The organism is Streptomyces sp. P17 (assembly GCF_032436805.1).
GTDB lineage: Bacteria > Actinomycetota > Actinomycetes > Streptomycetales > Streptomycetaceae > Streptomyces.
In genome coordinates this window covers 111,262-126,318 of record NZ_JAVRBF010000011.1, presented here as the reverse complement: position 1 = coordinate 126,318, position 15,057 = coordinate 111,262, and the positions used below count along the sequence as shown (strand labels likewise).

Sequence of the window (15,057 nt, the reverse complement as noted above, 5' to 3'; positions counted from 1 at the left end):
TATTCGTCAACGTCGTACGAAGTCCGTGCGGCGCGACGCCGAAGTGACCGAAGTACAGGTGCAGGTGTGACGGAGGTGCAGGGCGATGGCCGGTTTCCGGAGTCTGGCGAGACAGGTGCGAGACCCGCGCTGTGATCTGGCGCTACGACGCTATTCACTGCGTAAGTGCCTTGAGCGATTCGCCCCTTACGGGCACAGGGCGACCTGGGACCACTTGTGCTCCCGGGCGGGGTTCGGCCCTGAGGACAGGTCCCCCGATCCGACGCGGCTCGTGGCCGCGTTGGACGAGTTGGAGGAAGCGCGTTCGGTCTGGCTCGCCTATGAGGTCGAGTTCGCTCATCGACGCAAGAAGGAGAAGCACGACGGTCTGCGCAGGCCGGGGAGTGTCGACGACTGGCACCGGCTGACCTGGGGCGGTTTCGGAGTTGCGTGGTGCGACGACCCGCGGGTCCACCCCCGTGAGCCGCTGGCCGAGGTACTGCGCCGGCTGATCTCCGCCCTGGAGCGCGAACCGGGTGCCGAGTGCCCGGTGTGCGGCGAGGAGCGGCTGACCTGGAAGTACGACCTGGCCCATGAACCCTGCTCGGGCCCGGTCTGCACGCACTGCGGGATCGTGGTCCCACGTCCGGTGCTGACACCGGAGGCCCTGGCGGCCGCCCGGCGGGAACGCCGGCTGCTGGTGTCCGCGTAAACGCTCCGCTGGAAGCCCGGTGATGAATCCGCGGGCCGGTGGGGGCTGGTCGCGCCCACGCGGCGGTAGCCGCACATCGCTTACAGCCCCGCGCCCCTTGCGGGGCGCGACAGCGCCGGACTTCAGGGGCCGCTTGGTACGACCGGGGGTGCGCCGGGGATGCCGCACCCCCACATGCCGAGGGATCATCCAGGCATGGTGCAGGTCTGTCTGAACGGCGCCCGAGGGTCGGCCGACGGTGTGATGGTGCCGCTGTCGCCGGGGGCGATGGCCCGGTCCGCGGCCGAGGCCGTGGCAGCCGGGGCCACCGATGTGCATGTTCATCCCAAGACACCCTGCGGACAGGACAGTCTGTCCCCGCGCGTCGTCGCGGCGACGCTGGAGGCGGTACGGGCCCGGGTGTCCGTGCCGGTCGGGGTGACCACGGGTGCCTGGGCGGAGCCGGATCCCCTGGCGCGGGTGGCGCGGATACGGTCCTGGACGGTGCTGCCGGAGCACGCCTCGGTCAACTGGCACGAGCCCGGGGCGGAGGAGGCGGCCGCCGCGCTGATCGACCTGGGGGTCGGGGTGGAGGCCGGGATCTGGTCGGGCACGGACGCGGCCGCGCGGTTCGCTCGCTCGCCGCTCGGTCCGAAGGTGCTGCGGGTGCTGGCGGAGGTGACGGACACGTCACCGGACACCGCCGAGGACAGTGCGCGGGCTCTGCTGGACGAACTGGGGTCCGCTTCCGGCCGGCCTGTGCTGCTGCCCGGTGAGGACGGCGGGGCGTGGCCGGTACTGCGGCTGGCCGGGCGGCTGGGACTTGCGACGCGGGTGGGGCTTGAGGACACCCTGCTGCTGCCGACCGGCGAACGGGCCGTGTCCAACGCGCAGTTGGTGGCCGAGGCCTTGATCCAGTACGCGGGCCGGGACGCTACCAGGCGCTAATTGGCTGGCTCCACCCTTTTCCCGTCCGGACAGTGGGAGGCGATGAAACACAGCTGACGAAGAACCCAGGAGTCATCGATGTCGACGCTGCGCGTCACCGCCGAAGTGCTGACCGTCCATGAGCATCCCAACGCCGACGCCCTCGAACTCGCCCAGGTGGGCCTGTACCGGGCGGTTGTCGCCAAGGGCGCCTACCGCACCGGCGAGGTGGCCGTGTACATCCCCGAGCAGTCGGTGCTGCCGGCCGCGCTGGTCGAGGAGCTGGGGCTGACCGGGCGGCTGGCGGGAAGCAACTCGGACCGGGTGAAGGCGGTTCGGCTGCGTGGGGAGCTGTCGCAGGGGATCGTGTGCCGGCCGTCGGAATTGGCGGGCGTGGACCTGGTCCGGGCCGCCGCGGACGGTACGGACTTCGCGGACCGGCTGGGCATCACCAAGTGGGTGCCGCCGATACCGCCGACGATGTCCGGGGACGTGGAGTCGGCGCCGGATCTGCTGCCGTGGGTGGACATCGAGAACATCCAGCGGTACCCGGGGATCTTCACGGCGGGCGAGCCGGTGGTCGTGACGGAGAAGCTGCACGGGTCGGCATGCCTGGTGACGTATGTCGCCGGCGAATCGCGGGTGTACGTGTCCTCCAAGGGCTTCGGCGCGAAGTCGCTGGCGCTGAAGGAGGATCCGCGGAATCTGTACTGGCGTGCCGTGCACGGGCACGGTGTCGCGGAGGTGGCGGCCCGTCTCGCGAAGCGGCTGGGGGCTCGGCGGGTCGGGATCTTCGGTGAGGTGTACGGGGCGGGGGTCCAGGATCTGACGTACGGGGCGGACGGCCGACGCGAGTCCTTGGGGTACGCGGTGTTCGACGTCTCGGCGGAGATCGACGGTTCGGTGCGGTGGTTGAACGCCGCGGAGCTGATCGGTGACGCGTTGCCGTCGGTGCCGCGCCTGTACGAAGGCCCGTACGACAGTGAGCGGGTGCTGGAGATCGCGAGCGGACGGGAGACCGTGTCCGGGCGTGAGCTGCATCTGCGGGAGGGTGTGGTGATACGCCCGGCGGTGGAGCGGTACAGCGCGGTGACCGGGGGGCGGGCGATCGCCAAGGCGGTGAGTCCGGCGTATCTGACGCGGAAGGGTGGGACGGAGTACGAGTGAGCGGTCGGCCTCGCCGGGGTGAGCGCCCCGGCGAGGCCGCTACGTCTCCGTCGTGGCCCCGCGTCGTTCCGCCAACAGCCTGGATCCCGTCAGGCGTTCGCCGAACGCGTCGTCCGGGTTGGAGAGGACGCAGGTGTCCAGGGAGAGGCAGCCGCAGCCGATGCAGTCGGTCAGGTGGTCCCGGAGGCGGTTCAGCCGGGTGATGCGGTCGTCCAGTTCGGCTCGCCATGCCTCCGAGAGGCTGGCCCAGTCCTCGTGCGTGGGGGTGCGTCCCTCGGGGAGTTCGGCCAGCGCATCGCGGATGGTCGCCAGGGGGATGCCCACGCGCTGGGCCGCTCTGATGAAGGCCACCCGGCGCAGCGTGTCCCTGCCGTAGCGGCGTTGGTTGCCTGCGGTACGGCGGCTGGTGATCAGGCCCTTGGCCTCGTAGAAGTGCAGGGCGGAGACGGCGGCGCCGCTGCGCGCGGCGAGCTGGCCGACCGTGAGCTCGTGGATCTTCTCGGGAATCTTGGGCACCCCTCGAAGCCTACCCGCCCCGGCGGAGGGCAGGTCCGTTGACAGGAGCCTCCCACCCGAGCATGCTAAGCAGTCGCTTAGACTTTTGGGAGGCCGGGACATGGCAGAACCGAGGAGCTTCACCTCCGTCGACGACCTGAAGGCGGCGGTCGGCGAGCAGCTGGGGTACACCGACTGGCTGGAGATCGACCAGAAGCGGATCGATCTCTTCGCGGAGGCGACCGGGGATCACCAGTGGATCCACGTCGACCCCGAGAAGGCCGCCACCGGCCCGTTCGGGACGACCATCGCCCATGGATACCTCACCCTGTCGCTGCTGCCCCTCTTCGGCCCGCAGCTGATCAAGGTCGAGGGCATGAAGATGGGCGTCAACTACGGCACGAACAAGGTCCGTTTCCCGGCCCCCGTGCCGGTCGGCTCGCGCGTGCGCGCCACCGCGACGATCACCGGCATCGACGACGTCACCGGCGGTGTCCAGGTGACAGTCGCGTTCACCGTGGAGCGCGAGGGCGGCGACAAGCCCGTGTGCGTCGCCGAGTCCGTGGCGCGGTACTACCTGTAGGACCGGGACTACTTCGCGCCCACCATGCGCAGCACGAGGTCGGCGTACAGTTCGCCGACCTCGTCGGGCGTCCGGGGTCCGTCGACATTGAACCAGCGCGCCACGTCGATGCAGAGCGACAGCACGGCGAGCGTGGTGCCCTTGACGTCCGGCACCTCGAACTCACCGGACGCCACCCCGTCCTCGATGATCCCGCGCACCTCGGCGTCGACCTGCCGACGCAGCCCGAGGATCTCCGCCCGGGCGTCGGGGCCGAGCGAGTCCAGCTCGTACTGCACCACGCGGGCGGTCGTACGCCCCCCGGCGTGCCAGCGGACGAAGGAGCTCACCGCGTCCGCGAGCCGCTCGGTCGCGCTGCCCTCACGCGAGGACGCGGTACGCAGGATCTCCAGCGCCTTCTCGTGGCCGATCCGGCTGATCCGGTGGAGCAGCTCTTCCTTGGTCTTGTAGTGGATGTAGAGCGCCGCCGGGCTCATCCCCGCCCGGCCCGCGATGTCACGGGTCGTCGTGGCGTGATACCCGCGCTCGGCGAAGGCCTCCACCGCGGCGATCAGCAATCGCCGGGCCGCGTCGGGCGTGACCTCGCCCCACGCCGACCCCTCGCCGCCGGCCATCTCCTCCGCCGTACTCATCGCTCGCTCGCCCCTCTCGATGCCAGGGTCACCACCATACCGCCGACGGTGAGCGAGCGCTTAGTGCAGCGGCTCAGAGCTTGCGGCCCAGAGCTTGCGGCTCAGAGCTTCTCGAACGGGCTGTACGCCCGGCCCGTCGTCGCGTCCTGGCGGTCGCGGATGACCTTGGCGAGGGTGAAGGCGGAGGTGACCAGGTAGAGGACGGCTATGCCGAGGAAGGCGCGGACCCAGGGGTCGGCCTCCAGCTGGTAGATGCCGATGGCGGTCGCCGCCATGGCGACGGCGAACGAGGCGACGGACTGGCCGTAGAAGGCGGCCGTGTTCTGCTTGACCGGTGTGTCACTCATGGGGGCCAGCCTCGGCCGACGTCGGCCGCGCCACATCCGTCGAAGTACTCAGCCGTCGTACTCAGAAGGCGGAGACCCCCGTCAGCGCACGGCCGATCACCAGCTTCTGGATCTGGCTCGTGCCCTCGTAGAGGGTCATCACCCGGGCGTCGCGCAGCAGTTTGCCCGCCGGGTACTCGTCGATGTAGCCGTAGCCGCCGAAGACCTGCAGGGCGTTGTTGGCGGCGCGGACCGCGGCCTCCGAGGCGAAGAGCTTGGCCTTCGACGACTCGGTGGCGAAGGGCTGCCCCCGGTCGATCAGATCGGCGACCCGCCAGGTCAGCAGCCGGGCGGCGTCGACGTCCACGGCGATATCGCTGATCAGCTCCTGTACGAGCTGGTGGTGGGCGATGGTCCTGCCGAACTGCTCCCGTTCCCCCGCGTACTTCACGGCCACGTCCAGCGCCGCCTGGGCGAGACCCACACATCCCGCCGCCACCGACATCCGCCCCTTGGCCAGCGCCGACATGGCGACCGAGAAGCCCTTGCCCTCCTCGCCGAGCATCGCGGAGGCGGGCACCCGCACGTCCTCCAGGACCAGTTCGGCGGTGGCCTGGCCGCGCAGACCGAGCTTGCCGTGGATCGTGCGGCGGGTCAGACCGGGGGTGTCCGTGGGGACCAGGAAGGCGGAGACGCCCTTGTGACCGGGGGCGTCGGTGGAGCGGGCGAAGAGCAGCACCACGTCGGCCCAGGTGCCGTTGGTGATGAACATCTTGGTGCCGTTGATGACGTAGTCGTCGCCGTCGCGGACCGCGCGGGTGACGAGGTTGCCGGCGTCGGATCCGGTGCCCGGCTCGGTGAGGCCGAAGCAGCCGACATGGTCGCCGGCGGTCAGGCCCGGCAGCCACCGCCGCTTCTGCTCCTCGCTCCCCCAGGCGGCGATCGTCTTGGCGACGAGGCCGAGGGAGACCGAGACGATGCCGCGCACCGACGAGTCACCGCGGCCGAGCTCCTCCGTCACCAGGCAGTACGCGAGATGGTCGCCGCCGGAGCCGCCGTACTCCTCGTCGACGGTCAGGCCCAGGAAGCCGACCTCGCCGAGCTTCTTCACGATGCCCCGGTCGACCTCCTCGGCGCGGTCCCAGGCGACGACGTGCGGGGCGATCTCGCGGGCCACGAAGTCCCGGGCGAGCTGCCGTACGGCGGTCTGCTCCTCGCTGAGCTCCAGGTTCATGCCTAGTCACCCCAATTGAATGCCGTACATTTAAATTAGCACTGCTAGTTTCCAGATGCAGCCCTACTATGTGCGCCATGGCCCGACCGCGCAAGCCCCTTCTCAGCACCGACCGGATCGTCGAGACGGCGCGGGTGCTCGTGGACACGGAGGGCCTCGCGGCCGTCTCCACCCGGCGGCTCGCCGCGGAGTTGGGGGTGAGCGGGCCGTCCCTCTACAACCACTTCCGCACCAAGGACCAGATCCTGGAGGCGGTGGCGGACTCGGTGAGCGCGCAGGTGGACCTGTCGATGTTCGAGGACGGCCGGGACTGGCGGACCGCGCTCCACGACTGGGCCGTGTCCTACCGGGCGGCCCTGCGGGACCATCCGAACATCGTGCCCGTCCTGGCCCGCGGGCCCGGCCGACGGCCGGCCGCGCTGCGGCTCGCGGACGCGGTGTACGGGGCGATGGTGGAGGCGGGGTGGCCACCGGCGCAGGCCACCTCGATCGGGGCGCTGATGCGGTACTTCATCATGGGGTCCGCGCTGGGGTCGTTCGCGGGGGGATTCGTCGACGACGTCAGTGCGTACGACCCTGCGGACTATCCGCATCTGGGGCAGGCGCATCTTCTTGCCGAGCGGCAGGAGAAGATTGACGAACGGGCCTTTGAGACGGGGCTTGCTGCGTTGTTGGAGGGGCTGGAGCGGCAGTACGAAGGGGTTGTCCGGTCGTCTTGAGCTGCGGGTGGGTGGGGGTTGAAAGCGCAGTTCCCCGCGCCCCCAGGGAGCTGCCGTGCACATGGTTCGGCTGTGACCGAAGTGTTCGGGCCCCATCCTGGTTGCCATGCCCGATCGCGACCCCCCGCGCACCTCACCTCGCTCGGCTCGCCGCTCTCCTCACCGATGAGACCCGTGCCGCCTGTCTGCTCGCGTTGCTCGACGGGCGCAGCGGAGGCGGGTCCTCGCTGCTCGGTGTGGTGCTGTGCCTGCTCGCGGCGGTGGGGTACGCCGGAGGCGTCGTCGCGCAGAAGCCGGCGCTGGCGCGGGCGAGTGCGTTGCAGGTGACGACGTTCGGGTGTCTGGTGGGCGCCGTGGCGTGTCTGCCGTTCGCCGGGCAGCTGGTGGCGGAGGTCGGCGAGGCGCCGGTGTCGGCCACGCTCAACATGGTGTACCTGGGCGTCTTCCCGACCGCGCTCGCCTTCACGACATGGGCGTACGCGCTGGCCCGTACGACCGCCGGCCGCATGGGCGCGACGACGTACGCCGTGCCCGCGCTGGTCGTGCTGATGTCGTGGCTGGCGCTGGGTGAGGTGCCGGGGGTGCTGACGCCGGCGGGCGGGGCGCTGTGTCTGGCGGGGGTGGCCGTCTCGCGGTCCCGTTCGTCGACCGGGGCGGGTGGTGCCGGGGACGGTGCCCCCAGCACCGCGATCGGGCCCGAACCGGCCTCGTCCGCCAACGCCGGACGGGCCGGCTAGAACATCACCAGCGCCCGGCCGCCCTTCCCCGCCAGCATGTTGTCGAAGGCCGCCGGGATGCCTTCCAGACCGATCCGTTCCGTCACCAGCATCCCCAGGTCCAGGCGTCCGGCTCGGACGTGTTCCGCGAGGACCGGGACGTCTCGGGCCGGGTCCGTGTTGCCGTAGACGCAGCCGGAGAGGGTGCGGCCCCAGTGGAAGATCTCCAGGGCGTTGAAGGTGACCTGCTGGTCCTTGCCTCCGATGCCGACCACCGTCGTACGGCCGCCGCGGCGGGTGGAGTCCCAGGCCGTGCGGATGGTGGACGCGCGGCCCACGCACTCGATCGCCACGTCCACGCCCTGCTTGCCGGTGAGGGCGCGGATCTCGCGGGCCGTGTTCTCCGAGGCGATCACGAAGTCCGTGGCGCCGGCCGCGCGGGCCAGGTCCTCCTTCGCCGGCGAGACGTCCACCGCGACGATCTTCGAGGCACCGGCGATACGGGCCGACTGGAGCGCGGCGAGGCCCACTCCGCCGACGCCGTACACGGCCACCGTCTCCCCCTGGCGCACCCGCGCCGAGTGGTGGACGGCGCCGTAGCCCGTGAGGACCGCGCAGCCCAGCAGGGCCGCCTCGGTGAGCGGGACGCCCTCGGGGGCGGGCAGGACGCAGGACGCCGGGACGACCGTCTCCTCGGCGAACGCGGCGACGTTCAGGCCGGGGTGGAGGTCGGTGCCGTCGGAGGAGCGATGGGCGTAGACGTCGGCGGCGCCGTTCAGGGCGTTGGCGCACAGCCAGACCTCGCCGAGAGCGCAGGCATGGCAACTTCCGCAGGACGGGGCCCAGTTGAGGACTACTCCGGCGCCTGGGGCCACATGCGTGACGCCCTCGCCGACGGCGACGACCGTGCCCGCGCCCTCGTGGCCGAGGACCGCCGGGACCGGGACGCGCATCGTGCCGTTGGACAGGGACAGATCGGAGTGGCAGACGCCCGCGGCGGCGAGCCGGACCCGGACCCGGCCGGGGCCCGGGTCCGGGAGGTCGATCTCGGCGATCTCCAGCGGAGCGCCCACGGCGGGCAGGACAGCGGCGCGAACCATGGGTATGAACTCCTCTAGAACTGGAGGGACTTGGTCTGGAGATACTCGGCGAGACCGTGCGTGCCGAGCTCCCGGCCGACGCCGGACTGCTTGTAACCGCCGAAGGGGGCGAGGGGGTTGAAGCGACCGCCGTTGATGTCGACCTGGCCGGTCTCCATCCGGCGGGCGAAGGCGACCGCCTCCGGCTCGTCGCCCCACACCGCCCCCGCAAGGCCGTAGACCGTGCCGTTGGCGATGCGCAGGGCGTCCTCCTCGTCCTCGTACCGCAGGATCGACAGGACCGGTCCGAAGATCTCCTCCTGCGCGATGGTCATCTCGGGGGTGACGTCGGCGAAGACCGTCGGGCTGATGAAGTAGCCCTGTTCACGCGGGGCCTCGGCGCCGCCCGCGACCAGCCGGGCGCCCTCGGCGACGCCTCGGTCGATGTAGCCGCGCACCCGCTCCCGCTGCCGTGCGTTCACCACCGGGCCGATGCGCTCGCCGTACTTCGCGGCGGCCGTGGTGGCGAGGGCGACGGCCTCGTCGTACTGCGAGGTGTGCACGAGCATCCGGGTCCAGGCGCTGCACGTCTGGCCGGAGTTGGACATCACGTTGGCGACGCCGACGTTGACCGCCTTGGCGAGGTCGGCGCCGGGCAGGATGACGTTGGCGGACTTGCCGCCGAGTTCGAGGGCGACCTTCTTGATCGCGGCGGCGGCCGTGGCGGCGATCTGCCTGCCGACGGCCGTGGAGCCGGTGAAGGAGACCAGGTCCACACCCGGGTGCTCGACCAGGGCCTGGCCCGCGACCGGGCCGAGACCGGTGACCAGGTTGAAGACGCCCGCGGGGATCCCGGCCTCGTGCACCGCCTCGGCGAAGAGCTGGGCGACGAGCGGGGTGTCCTCGGCGGGCTTGAGGACGACGGTGCAGCCTGCGGCGAGGGCGGGGGCCACCTTGGCGACGATCTGGTGGAGTGGGTAGTTCCACGGGGTGATCGCGCCGACCACTCCGATCGGCTCGTGCAGGACGGTGGAGTTGCCGACCTTTTCCTCGAAGGCGTACGTCGCTGCCAGTTCGGCGTACGAGGCCGCGACCGCGATCGGCACGGAGGCGTGGACTGCCTGCGAGAAGGCGAGGGGGGAGCCGAGTTCCGCGGTTACTGTCTCGGCGATCTCGTCCTTGCGGGTGGTGAGGATGTCCCGGAGGGCGGTGAGGTGGGCGGCGCGTTCGGCGGGTGGGGTTGCGGACCAGTCCGCGAGTGCGGTGCGCGCGGCACGGACGGCTGTGTCGACGTCGCTTGCGGTGCCGGCCGGTACCTGGGCGATGACCTGCTCGTCTGCCGGGTTCACGACGTCGATCGTGTCCCGGCCGACCGCGGGGTGCCAGGCTCCGTCGATGTAGAAGCCGTCGTGTGCCTTCATCGGGTTCCTTCCGGGCTGTTTGCGTCTGCGGGTTGGTGGGGGCTTGTCGCGCAGTTCCCCGCGCCCCTCAACCCGGCGTCGTCGAACCGCAGACCTAAACTAGCGCCGTTAGTTTTATGGCACCAGGTACCGCCCGCATGGCACAGCTCACCCTGCCCGGAAGATCCTCAGAAGTCGACCCTCGCCCGGTCGTCCACCCTCCCCACCGACTCCTGGCCGAACTCCTTCTCGTAGGCCCGGCGGATCTCCTCGATCTTGCGGTCGCTGGTCTTCGCCGCGGCGACCGGGTACAGCAGGATCAGCTCGTACGACCGTTCCTTCTCGATGGTGCCGCTCGCGTCCCGCCACTGGCCGCGGCCGGTCTGCACGGTGAGTCCGTCCGGGAAGTCGGGGGTGACCTCCTCGTCGATGAAGTTCATGAACTGTTCGTCGGTGACGGCCGGTCCGCCGTCGGGGCGTTCGGTGCCGAAGAAGAGCTGGGTCTCGACGTAGGGCTCGCCGCGCTGCGGGACGGTGGCGGCCTCGCCGTCGTCGAGGGTGGCGTAGGCGGTGGGGGCGGCCACGGCGAGCAGAAGGCCTGCGGTCACCAGGACGGCTCGGCTGCGGGTCAGGCTCGGTGTCATGAGGAATGTCATGCCCCATCCCTCACGGGCCCTACTCCTCCAGATCGGGCAGCCGCGCCGGGGCCGGGCAGATCCGTTCGCCGTGCTGGTCGAAGACGAACAGATGGGCGATGTCGACGAGCAGCGGCACCTGCATGCCGTGCCGGAGGTCGATGTCGGGGGTGGTGCGGACGATCAGGTCGCCGGGCAGCCGGCCCTCGGGCGGGGCGGGCTCGGTGTCCGCGGCGGGAGGGTCCTCCAGCGCCACGACCGGCCCGGCCCGCAGCGCGCCCGCCCGCTCCCGGAGCCGTTCCAGCACGGTGCCGCCCTCCCGCCTGCGCCGCCGGACCCGGCGCAGCGGCCGCGGGGCCTCCAGTTCGGGTACGACGGCCGGGCGGGAGCCGGTGTTGAAGTGGACGAGCACCTCGTGGCCCTGGAACTCGACATGCTCCACCAGACCGGTGATCAGCACCTCCCCGGGCCGGGCGGCGGCCGGCTTGGCGATCCGCACGGACTCCGAGCGCAGGCCCACGATGACCTCGCGGCCCTGCTGGACCCGGAGCAACTGGTGGTCCTGGGAGAGGGGTTCGGGCAGCCGCAGATACTGCTTGCCGAGGCTGATGGTCATCGCTCCGTCGAGCGGGGCACGGACGACTCCGCGCAGCAGGTTGATGCGCGGGATGCCGATGAAGGCGGCGACGAAGACATTGCGGGGCAGGGCGTAGACCTCGCGCGGGGTGCCGATCTGCTGGAGCACCCCGCCGCGCAGTACGGCGACCCGGTCGCCGAGCGACATGGCCTCGGCCTGGTCATGGGTGACGTAGACCGTGGTGACGCCCAACTCGCGGGTGAGCTTGGTGATCTCGGCCCGCAGATGGTTGCGGAGCTTGGCGTCGAGGTTGGACAGGGGCTCGTCCATCAGGAAGGCGGAGGGGTGGCGGGCGATGGCCCGGCCCATGGCGACGCGCTGGCGTTCGCCGCCGGAGAGCTGGGCGGGCAGCCGGTCGAGGAGGTCCTCGATGCCCAGCATGCGGGCGGTGGCGTCCACACGGGGGCGGGGGTCCTCGCCGGGGGTCTCGATGCGCAGCGGGAAGCCGATGTTGTCGCGGCTGGTCATGCTCGGGTAGAGGGCGAAGTTCTGGAAGACCATCGCCATGTCCCGGCCGGACGGCGGCAGATCGTTGGCCCACTCGCCGTCGAGCCGCAGCTCGCCCTCGTCGATCTCCTCAAGTCCGGCGATCATTCTCAGCACCGTCGACTTGCCGCAGCCCGAGGGGCCGAGCAGGACGAGGAATTCGCCGGGCTCGATGTCCAACGTGAGCCGGTCCACCACGCGGACGCCCTTGGTGTAGCTCTTGCTCACGTCGTGCAGAGAGATGGCGCGTGTCATGAGGGGTGCCCCCGGGGGCTACGTCGGCGGCCGGTGCTCCGCGGCTTGATACCCCGTGCGGGTCGTACGGGGCCTGTGGGTCACGGAAGTTAACGGAATGTGTGCGGGCGGGGGAAGAGAATGGGCGGGATCGGGCGCCGGCGTCCAGCAGGTGAGAAAGCGGACGGTCGAATTCAGCGCCGTGCGAGGGCGGTCGGGGCGTCACGGACCTCAACGAGATGGGCGAAGACCACGACATTGCCCGAATAGCCGGTCCTGCGGTCGTACTTGCCCCCGCAGGTGATCAGCCGCAGCTCGGGGCGGCCCCGGGCGCCGTACACCGTTTGGTTGGGGAACCGGTCCTTCTCGTACGACCTGACCGCGTCGACGGTGTACACGGCGGTCCGTCCGTCGGCGCGCCGGATCTCGACCCGGCGCCCGCGCCGCAGCTCCGTGAGCCCGGCGAAGACGGCGGGGCCGGTGGCCGTGTCGAGATGCCCCACGGCCACGGCGGTGCCCTGCTCACCGGGCGACGGCCCGTCGGCGTACCAGCCGACCAGGTTCGGGTCGTCGTCGGGGGGCGCGGGCAGCCGGCCTTCACGGTCGAGGCGCAGGTCCATGACCGGGGCGTCGACGTCGATAAAGTCGATGGCGAGCCGGGTGGCGCGGGAGCGCGGCAGGGGGGCGGCGGACCTTTTGGCGGGCTTGGGGGTCGCGGCCTTTGCCGTGGGCCCGGGGCCGGGCCGCGCGGCGGGCTTCCGGGGGGCGTCCGCAGTGCCCTTCGGAGTGATCTTCGGCGACGGCCGCTTCGACGCGGGGCTCGGCCGGTCGGCGGCCTTGGCGGGTTCCGGGCGGCCCCTGAGCCCCTGCGGGTCCGTCCCCCGGGGGCCACCGGACGTCGGCCCGGCGGCCGCCGGGGGGTCCGGCCGGGCGGCCTCGGCCGCCCCGCCGGACTCCTCGTCCTGCCCCCACCACAGACCGCCGGTCACCAGCGCCACAACCGCAAGCGCGGTCCTGGTCAGCCGATAGGCCCGCGTCCGGTACCAGGGCCTGCGCCGAGGCCGACCTGCCGAAGCCACCTGCGGTTCTCCAACTCCCTCCAGGGCGCGGGACTGCGCCGCAGACGACCGACCACCCTTCTCGGCACCGGCATCGGACCGCTTACACGCCATGCGGCCGCCGGCGAATTCGGAACCACACCACCCCGGTCACGGCCGCGAGGCCCACCGCGGCGGCGCCGGCGACCGGGGCGAAGGCGTCGTCGCGCGCGAGTCCGCCACCACCGGCGGGCGGACCGCCGTTGGGTCCGGGGGGCGCCGTGGGCTTGGACACGGGGCAGTCGACCTTGAACACCTTCTGCTTGCCCGCGCCGTGGCCGAGGTTGGTCTTCCAGGTGAGCTTGTACTGTCCGTCGGGCAGGCCGAGCGGGATGGTCTGCGCCCTGCCGTTCTGCTCGATGGTGACGGTGTTGTCGGGGTAGGTCGCGTCGGGCAGCTGGGCGCCGCCCGGGACCGGCGGCTGGGTCTTGATGGTCCAGGTGACCATCTCGCCCGGGTCGAAGTTGAAGGCGGCGAGGTAGAAGTCGCAGACCTTGGGCTCGTTGCGCTGGTCGTCGAAGGGCGTGCCCACCGAGTGGATCTTGACGTCTCCGTTGTCACCGGGCGGCTGGGCGAGGGCGGCGGGCGCCCCGGCGGCCGTACCGGCGAGGGTCAGGGCCGCGAGGGCGGCGGTGCGCGCTCCGGCGCGGCGTGGCAGCGACGTGGTGGGCATGCGAGGTCCTCCGAGTCAGATTATTGTCGTACAAATCGCACTGCATCTGACTCTTTGTCACATTTCCCTCGCCAACCCGCGAAGCCGCGCCCTACGACCCGTCAGTCGTCGCCCTTACGGCTCACAGCCGCCCGCGACCGACGGGGCGCGGCGGCCTCAGCGCCGTCGTCCTTCACCGGACCCGGCGACCGCACGGCGACGCCCGCGGACGCCAGCAGCAGCGCCCCCAGCATCACGAACGGCGCCGCCACTCCCGCGACGCCCGCGACCAGGCCCGCCGTGGCGGGCGCGGCGACCTGGCCCAGGCGGTTGCCGGTCAGCCGCAGGGCGAGGGCGGTGGAGCGGGCGCCGTCGGGGGCGGCCTGGACGACCGTCGTCATGGACAGCGGCTGGCCGACGCCGAGGCAGAAGCCCAGCGCGGCGAGGATCAGGGCCAGCGCCCACACCGGCACCGGCAGCGCGACAGCGGCGCACAGCACGGCCGCCAGCAGACAGGTCACGGTCAGCAGGGCGGCGCGGCTGAGCAGCCGCAGCAGCGGGGTCAGCACCAGGCGGCAGGCGATGGTCGCCGCCGCGCGCAGGCTGAGCAGCAGTCCGATCACCGCGGGCGAGATACCCCGGTGCTCGCCGACCACGGGCAGATAGGCGGTGAGAACATCCGTCGCGGACAGCACGGAGAGGCTGATGAGCATCCCCGCCGGCACGCCCCGGGTGCGCAGGATGCGGTGGACGGGAACGCGATCGCCCTGTCCGGTACGGGACTTGGGCGTCGTACGCCGGTCCTCTGTGCGCCACAGCGAGCTGAGCGCGACCGCCGCGCCCGCGCCCGCGACCAGCAGGGCGAGCGCGCTGGTGCCCGCCATGTCGTGGCCGCCGATCAACCCGCCCGCCGCGATGGGGCCGATGAGCTGGCCGAGCGAGGCGCCGATGGTGAAGTGGCCGAAGTTGCGGTCCTGTTCGTGCGGAGCGGACTGGCGGGCGACCAGGGACTGGGCGCCGATGACGAAGGAGAGATGGCCGAGGCCCATCACTCCGCTCCACAGGGCCATCGTCCACAGGGAGTTCGCCAGGCCGCTCAGCGCGCAGCCGCCGGAGATCAGGACCACTCCGACGGGCAGCAGGGGCGCGCAGCGGCCGTGGTCGGTACGGCGGCCGAGGGGCACGGCGGCGAACAGCGGAAGCAGGGCGTAGACACCGGCGATGACGCCGACCGCCCGCTCGTCGGCGCCCAGCGCCAGGGCCCGGTAGGAGACGGCGGGCCGGGCCATCGACACCGCCGCCTGCGCGAAGCTGAAGGCGATGACGAGGCGGAGCAGCCAGCCGCGGTTCCCACCGGGCGCCATGGTT

General features: G+C 71.6%; 16 protein-coding genes and 1 pseudogene. 6 read left to right on the top strand and 11 right to left on the bottom strand.

Going from position 1 to position 15,057, the window contains the following annotated elements:
- Positions 1 to 85: 85 nt before the first annotated feature.
- The 3 genes from RMT89_RS09860 (at position 86) to RMT89_RS09850 (ending at position 2,764) form a co-directional block, all read left to right on the top strand.
- Entirely contained in the window at positions 86 to 691 is a 606-nt protein-coding gene (locus tag RMT89_RS09860; protein ID WP_315883426.1) for a hypothetical protein, read from the top strand.
- Between the two features lie 195 nt (positions 692 to 886).
- Positions 887 to 1,618 carry a 3-keto-5-aminohexanoate cleavage protein gene (locus tag RMT89_RS09855; protein WP_315883425.1) on the top strand — a complete coding sequence of 244 codons (732 nt, stop codon included), beginning with the start codon at positions 887 to 889 and terminating at the stop codon, positions 1,616 to 1,618.
- A 78-nt stretch (positions 1,619 to 1,696) separates the two neighbouring features.
- Positions 1,697 to 2,764 carry an RNA ligase (ATP) gene (locus RMT89_RS09850; RefSeq protein WP_315883424.1) on the top strand — a complete coding sequence of 356 codons (1,068 nt, stop codon included), beginning with the start codon at positions 1,697 to 1,699 and terminating at the stop codon, positions 2,762 to 2,764.
- Positions 2,765 to 2,803: 39 nt separating this feature from the next.
- Here RMT89_RS09850 and soxR read toward each other — a convergent pair whose 3' ends face one another.
- Positions 2,804 to 3,280: a redox-sensitive transcriptional activator SoxR gene (gene soxR, locus RMT89_RS09845; protein WP_315883423.1), complete on the bottom strand. Its 477-nt coding sequence runs from the start codon at positions 3,278 to 3,280 to the stop codon at positions 2,804 to 2,806.
- A 100-nt stretch (positions 3,281 to 3,380) separates the two neighbouring features.
- Here soxR and RMT89_RS09840 point away from each other — a divergent pair, with 100 nt between their 5' ends.
- Entirely contained in the window at positions 3,381 to 3,842 is a 462-nt protein-coding gene (locus tag RMT89_RS09840; protein ID WP_315883422.1) for a MaoC family dehydratase, read from the top strand.
- An 8-nt stretch (positions 3,843 to 3,850) separates the two neighbouring features.
- On the opposite strand, the gene RMT89_RS09835 is transcribed toward RMT89_RS09840, so the two are convergent.
- The 3 genes from RMT89_RS09835 to RMT89_RS09825 form a co-directional block, all read right to left on the bottom strand.
- A complete protein-coding gene (locus RMT89_RS09835) occupies positions 3,851 to 4,474 on the bottom strand; it encodes a TetR/AcrR family transcriptional regulator (RefSeq protein ID WP_315883421.1) in 624 nt (207 codons plus the stop codon).
- Positions 4,475 to 4,575: 101 nt separating this feature from the next.
- Positions 4,576 to 4,821 carry a YiaA/YiaB family inner membrane protein gene (locus RMT89_RS09830; protein WP_315883420.1) on the bottom strand — a complete coding sequence of 82 codons (246 nt, stop codon included), beginning with the start codon at positions 4,819 to 4,821 and terminating at the stop codon, positions 4,576 to 4,578.
- A 61-nt stretch (positions 4,822 to 4,882) separates the two neighbouring features.
- A complete protein-coding gene (locus RMT89_RS09825) occupies positions 4,883 to 6,034 on the bottom strand; it encodes an acyl-CoA dehydrogenase family protein (RefSeq protein ID WP_315883419.1) in 1,152 nt (383 codons plus the stop codon).
- A gap of 77 nt (positions 6,035 to 6,111) precedes the next feature.
- Between RMT89_RS09825 and RMT89_RS09820 the strand changes: the two genes are divergently transcribed.
- Both RMT89_RS09820 and RMT89_RS09815 read left to right on the top strand, forming a co-directional pair.
- Entirely contained in the window at positions 6,112 to 6,753 is a 642-nt protein-coding gene (locus RMT89_RS09820) for a TetR/AcrR family transcriptional regulator (protein ID WP_315883418.1), read from the top strand.
- 215 nt (positions 6,754 to 6,968) lie between these two features.
- A pseudogene (locus RMT89_RS09815) lies at positions 6,969 to 7,490 on the top strand (DMT family transporter); the annotation flags it as partial.
- Here the strand turns inward: RMT89_RS09815 and RMT89_RS09810 are convergent.
- The 7 genes from RMT89_RS09810 to RMT89_RS09780 form a co-directional block, all read right to left on the bottom strand.
- Positions 7,487 to 8,569, bottom strand: coding sequence for a Zn-dependent alcohol dehydrogenase (locus tag RMT89_RS09810; protein ID WP_315883417.1), 1,083 nt, complete (start codon positions 8,567 to 8,569; stop codon positions 7,487 to 7,489). The pseudogene RMT89_RS09815 and the gene RMT89_RS09810 sit on opposite strands and share 4 nt — an antisense overlap.
- A gap of 14 nt (positions 8,570 to 8,583) precedes the next feature.
- Positions 8,584 to 9,969, bottom strand: a complete 1,386-nt coding sequence (locus tag RMT89_RS09805) for an aldehyde dehydrogenase family protein (RefSeq protein WP_315883416.1) — start codon at positions 9,967 to 9,969, stop codon at positions 8,584 to 8,586.
- A 167-nt stretch (positions 9,970 to 10,136) separates the two neighbouring features.
- The gene (locus RMT89_RS09800; RefSeq protein WP_315883415.1) at positions 10,137 to 10,604 is read right to left on the bottom strand and encodes a DUF3574 domain-containing protein; all 468 of its coding nucleotides are present in this window, start codon (positions 10,602 to 10,604) and stop codon (positions 10,137 to 10,139) included.
- 19 nt (positions 10,605 to 10,623) lie between these two features.
- Complete coding sequence (locus tag RMT89_RS09795) at positions 10,624 to 11,961, bottom strand: ABC transporter ATP-binding protein (RefSeq protein ID WP_315883414.1); 1,338 nt, start codon at positions 11,959 to 11,961, stop codon at positions 10,624 to 10,626.
- A gap of 173 nt (positions 11,962 to 12,134) precedes the next feature.
- A complete protein-coding gene (locus tag RMT89_RS09790; RefSeq protein WP_399497860.1) occupies positions 12,135 to 12,929 on the bottom strand; it encodes a class F sortase in 795 nt (264 codons plus the stop codon).
- Positions 12,930 to 13,101: 172 nt separating this feature from the next.
- Positions 13,102 to 13,710, bottom strand: coding sequence for a hypothetical protein (locus tag RMT89_RS09785; protein ID WP_315883412.1), 609 nt, complete (start codon positions 13,708 to 13,710; stop codon positions 13,102 to 13,104).
- Positions 13,711 to 13,811: 101 nt separating this feature from the next.
- The gene (locus RMT89_RS09780; RefSeq protein WP_315883411.1) at positions 13,812 to 15,053 is read right to left on the bottom strand and encodes an MFS transporter; all 1,242 of its coding nucleotides are present in this window, start codon (positions 15,051 to 15,053) and stop codon (positions 13,812 to 13,814) included.
- Between the last annotated feature and the right edge of the window lie 4 nt (positions 15,054 to 15,057).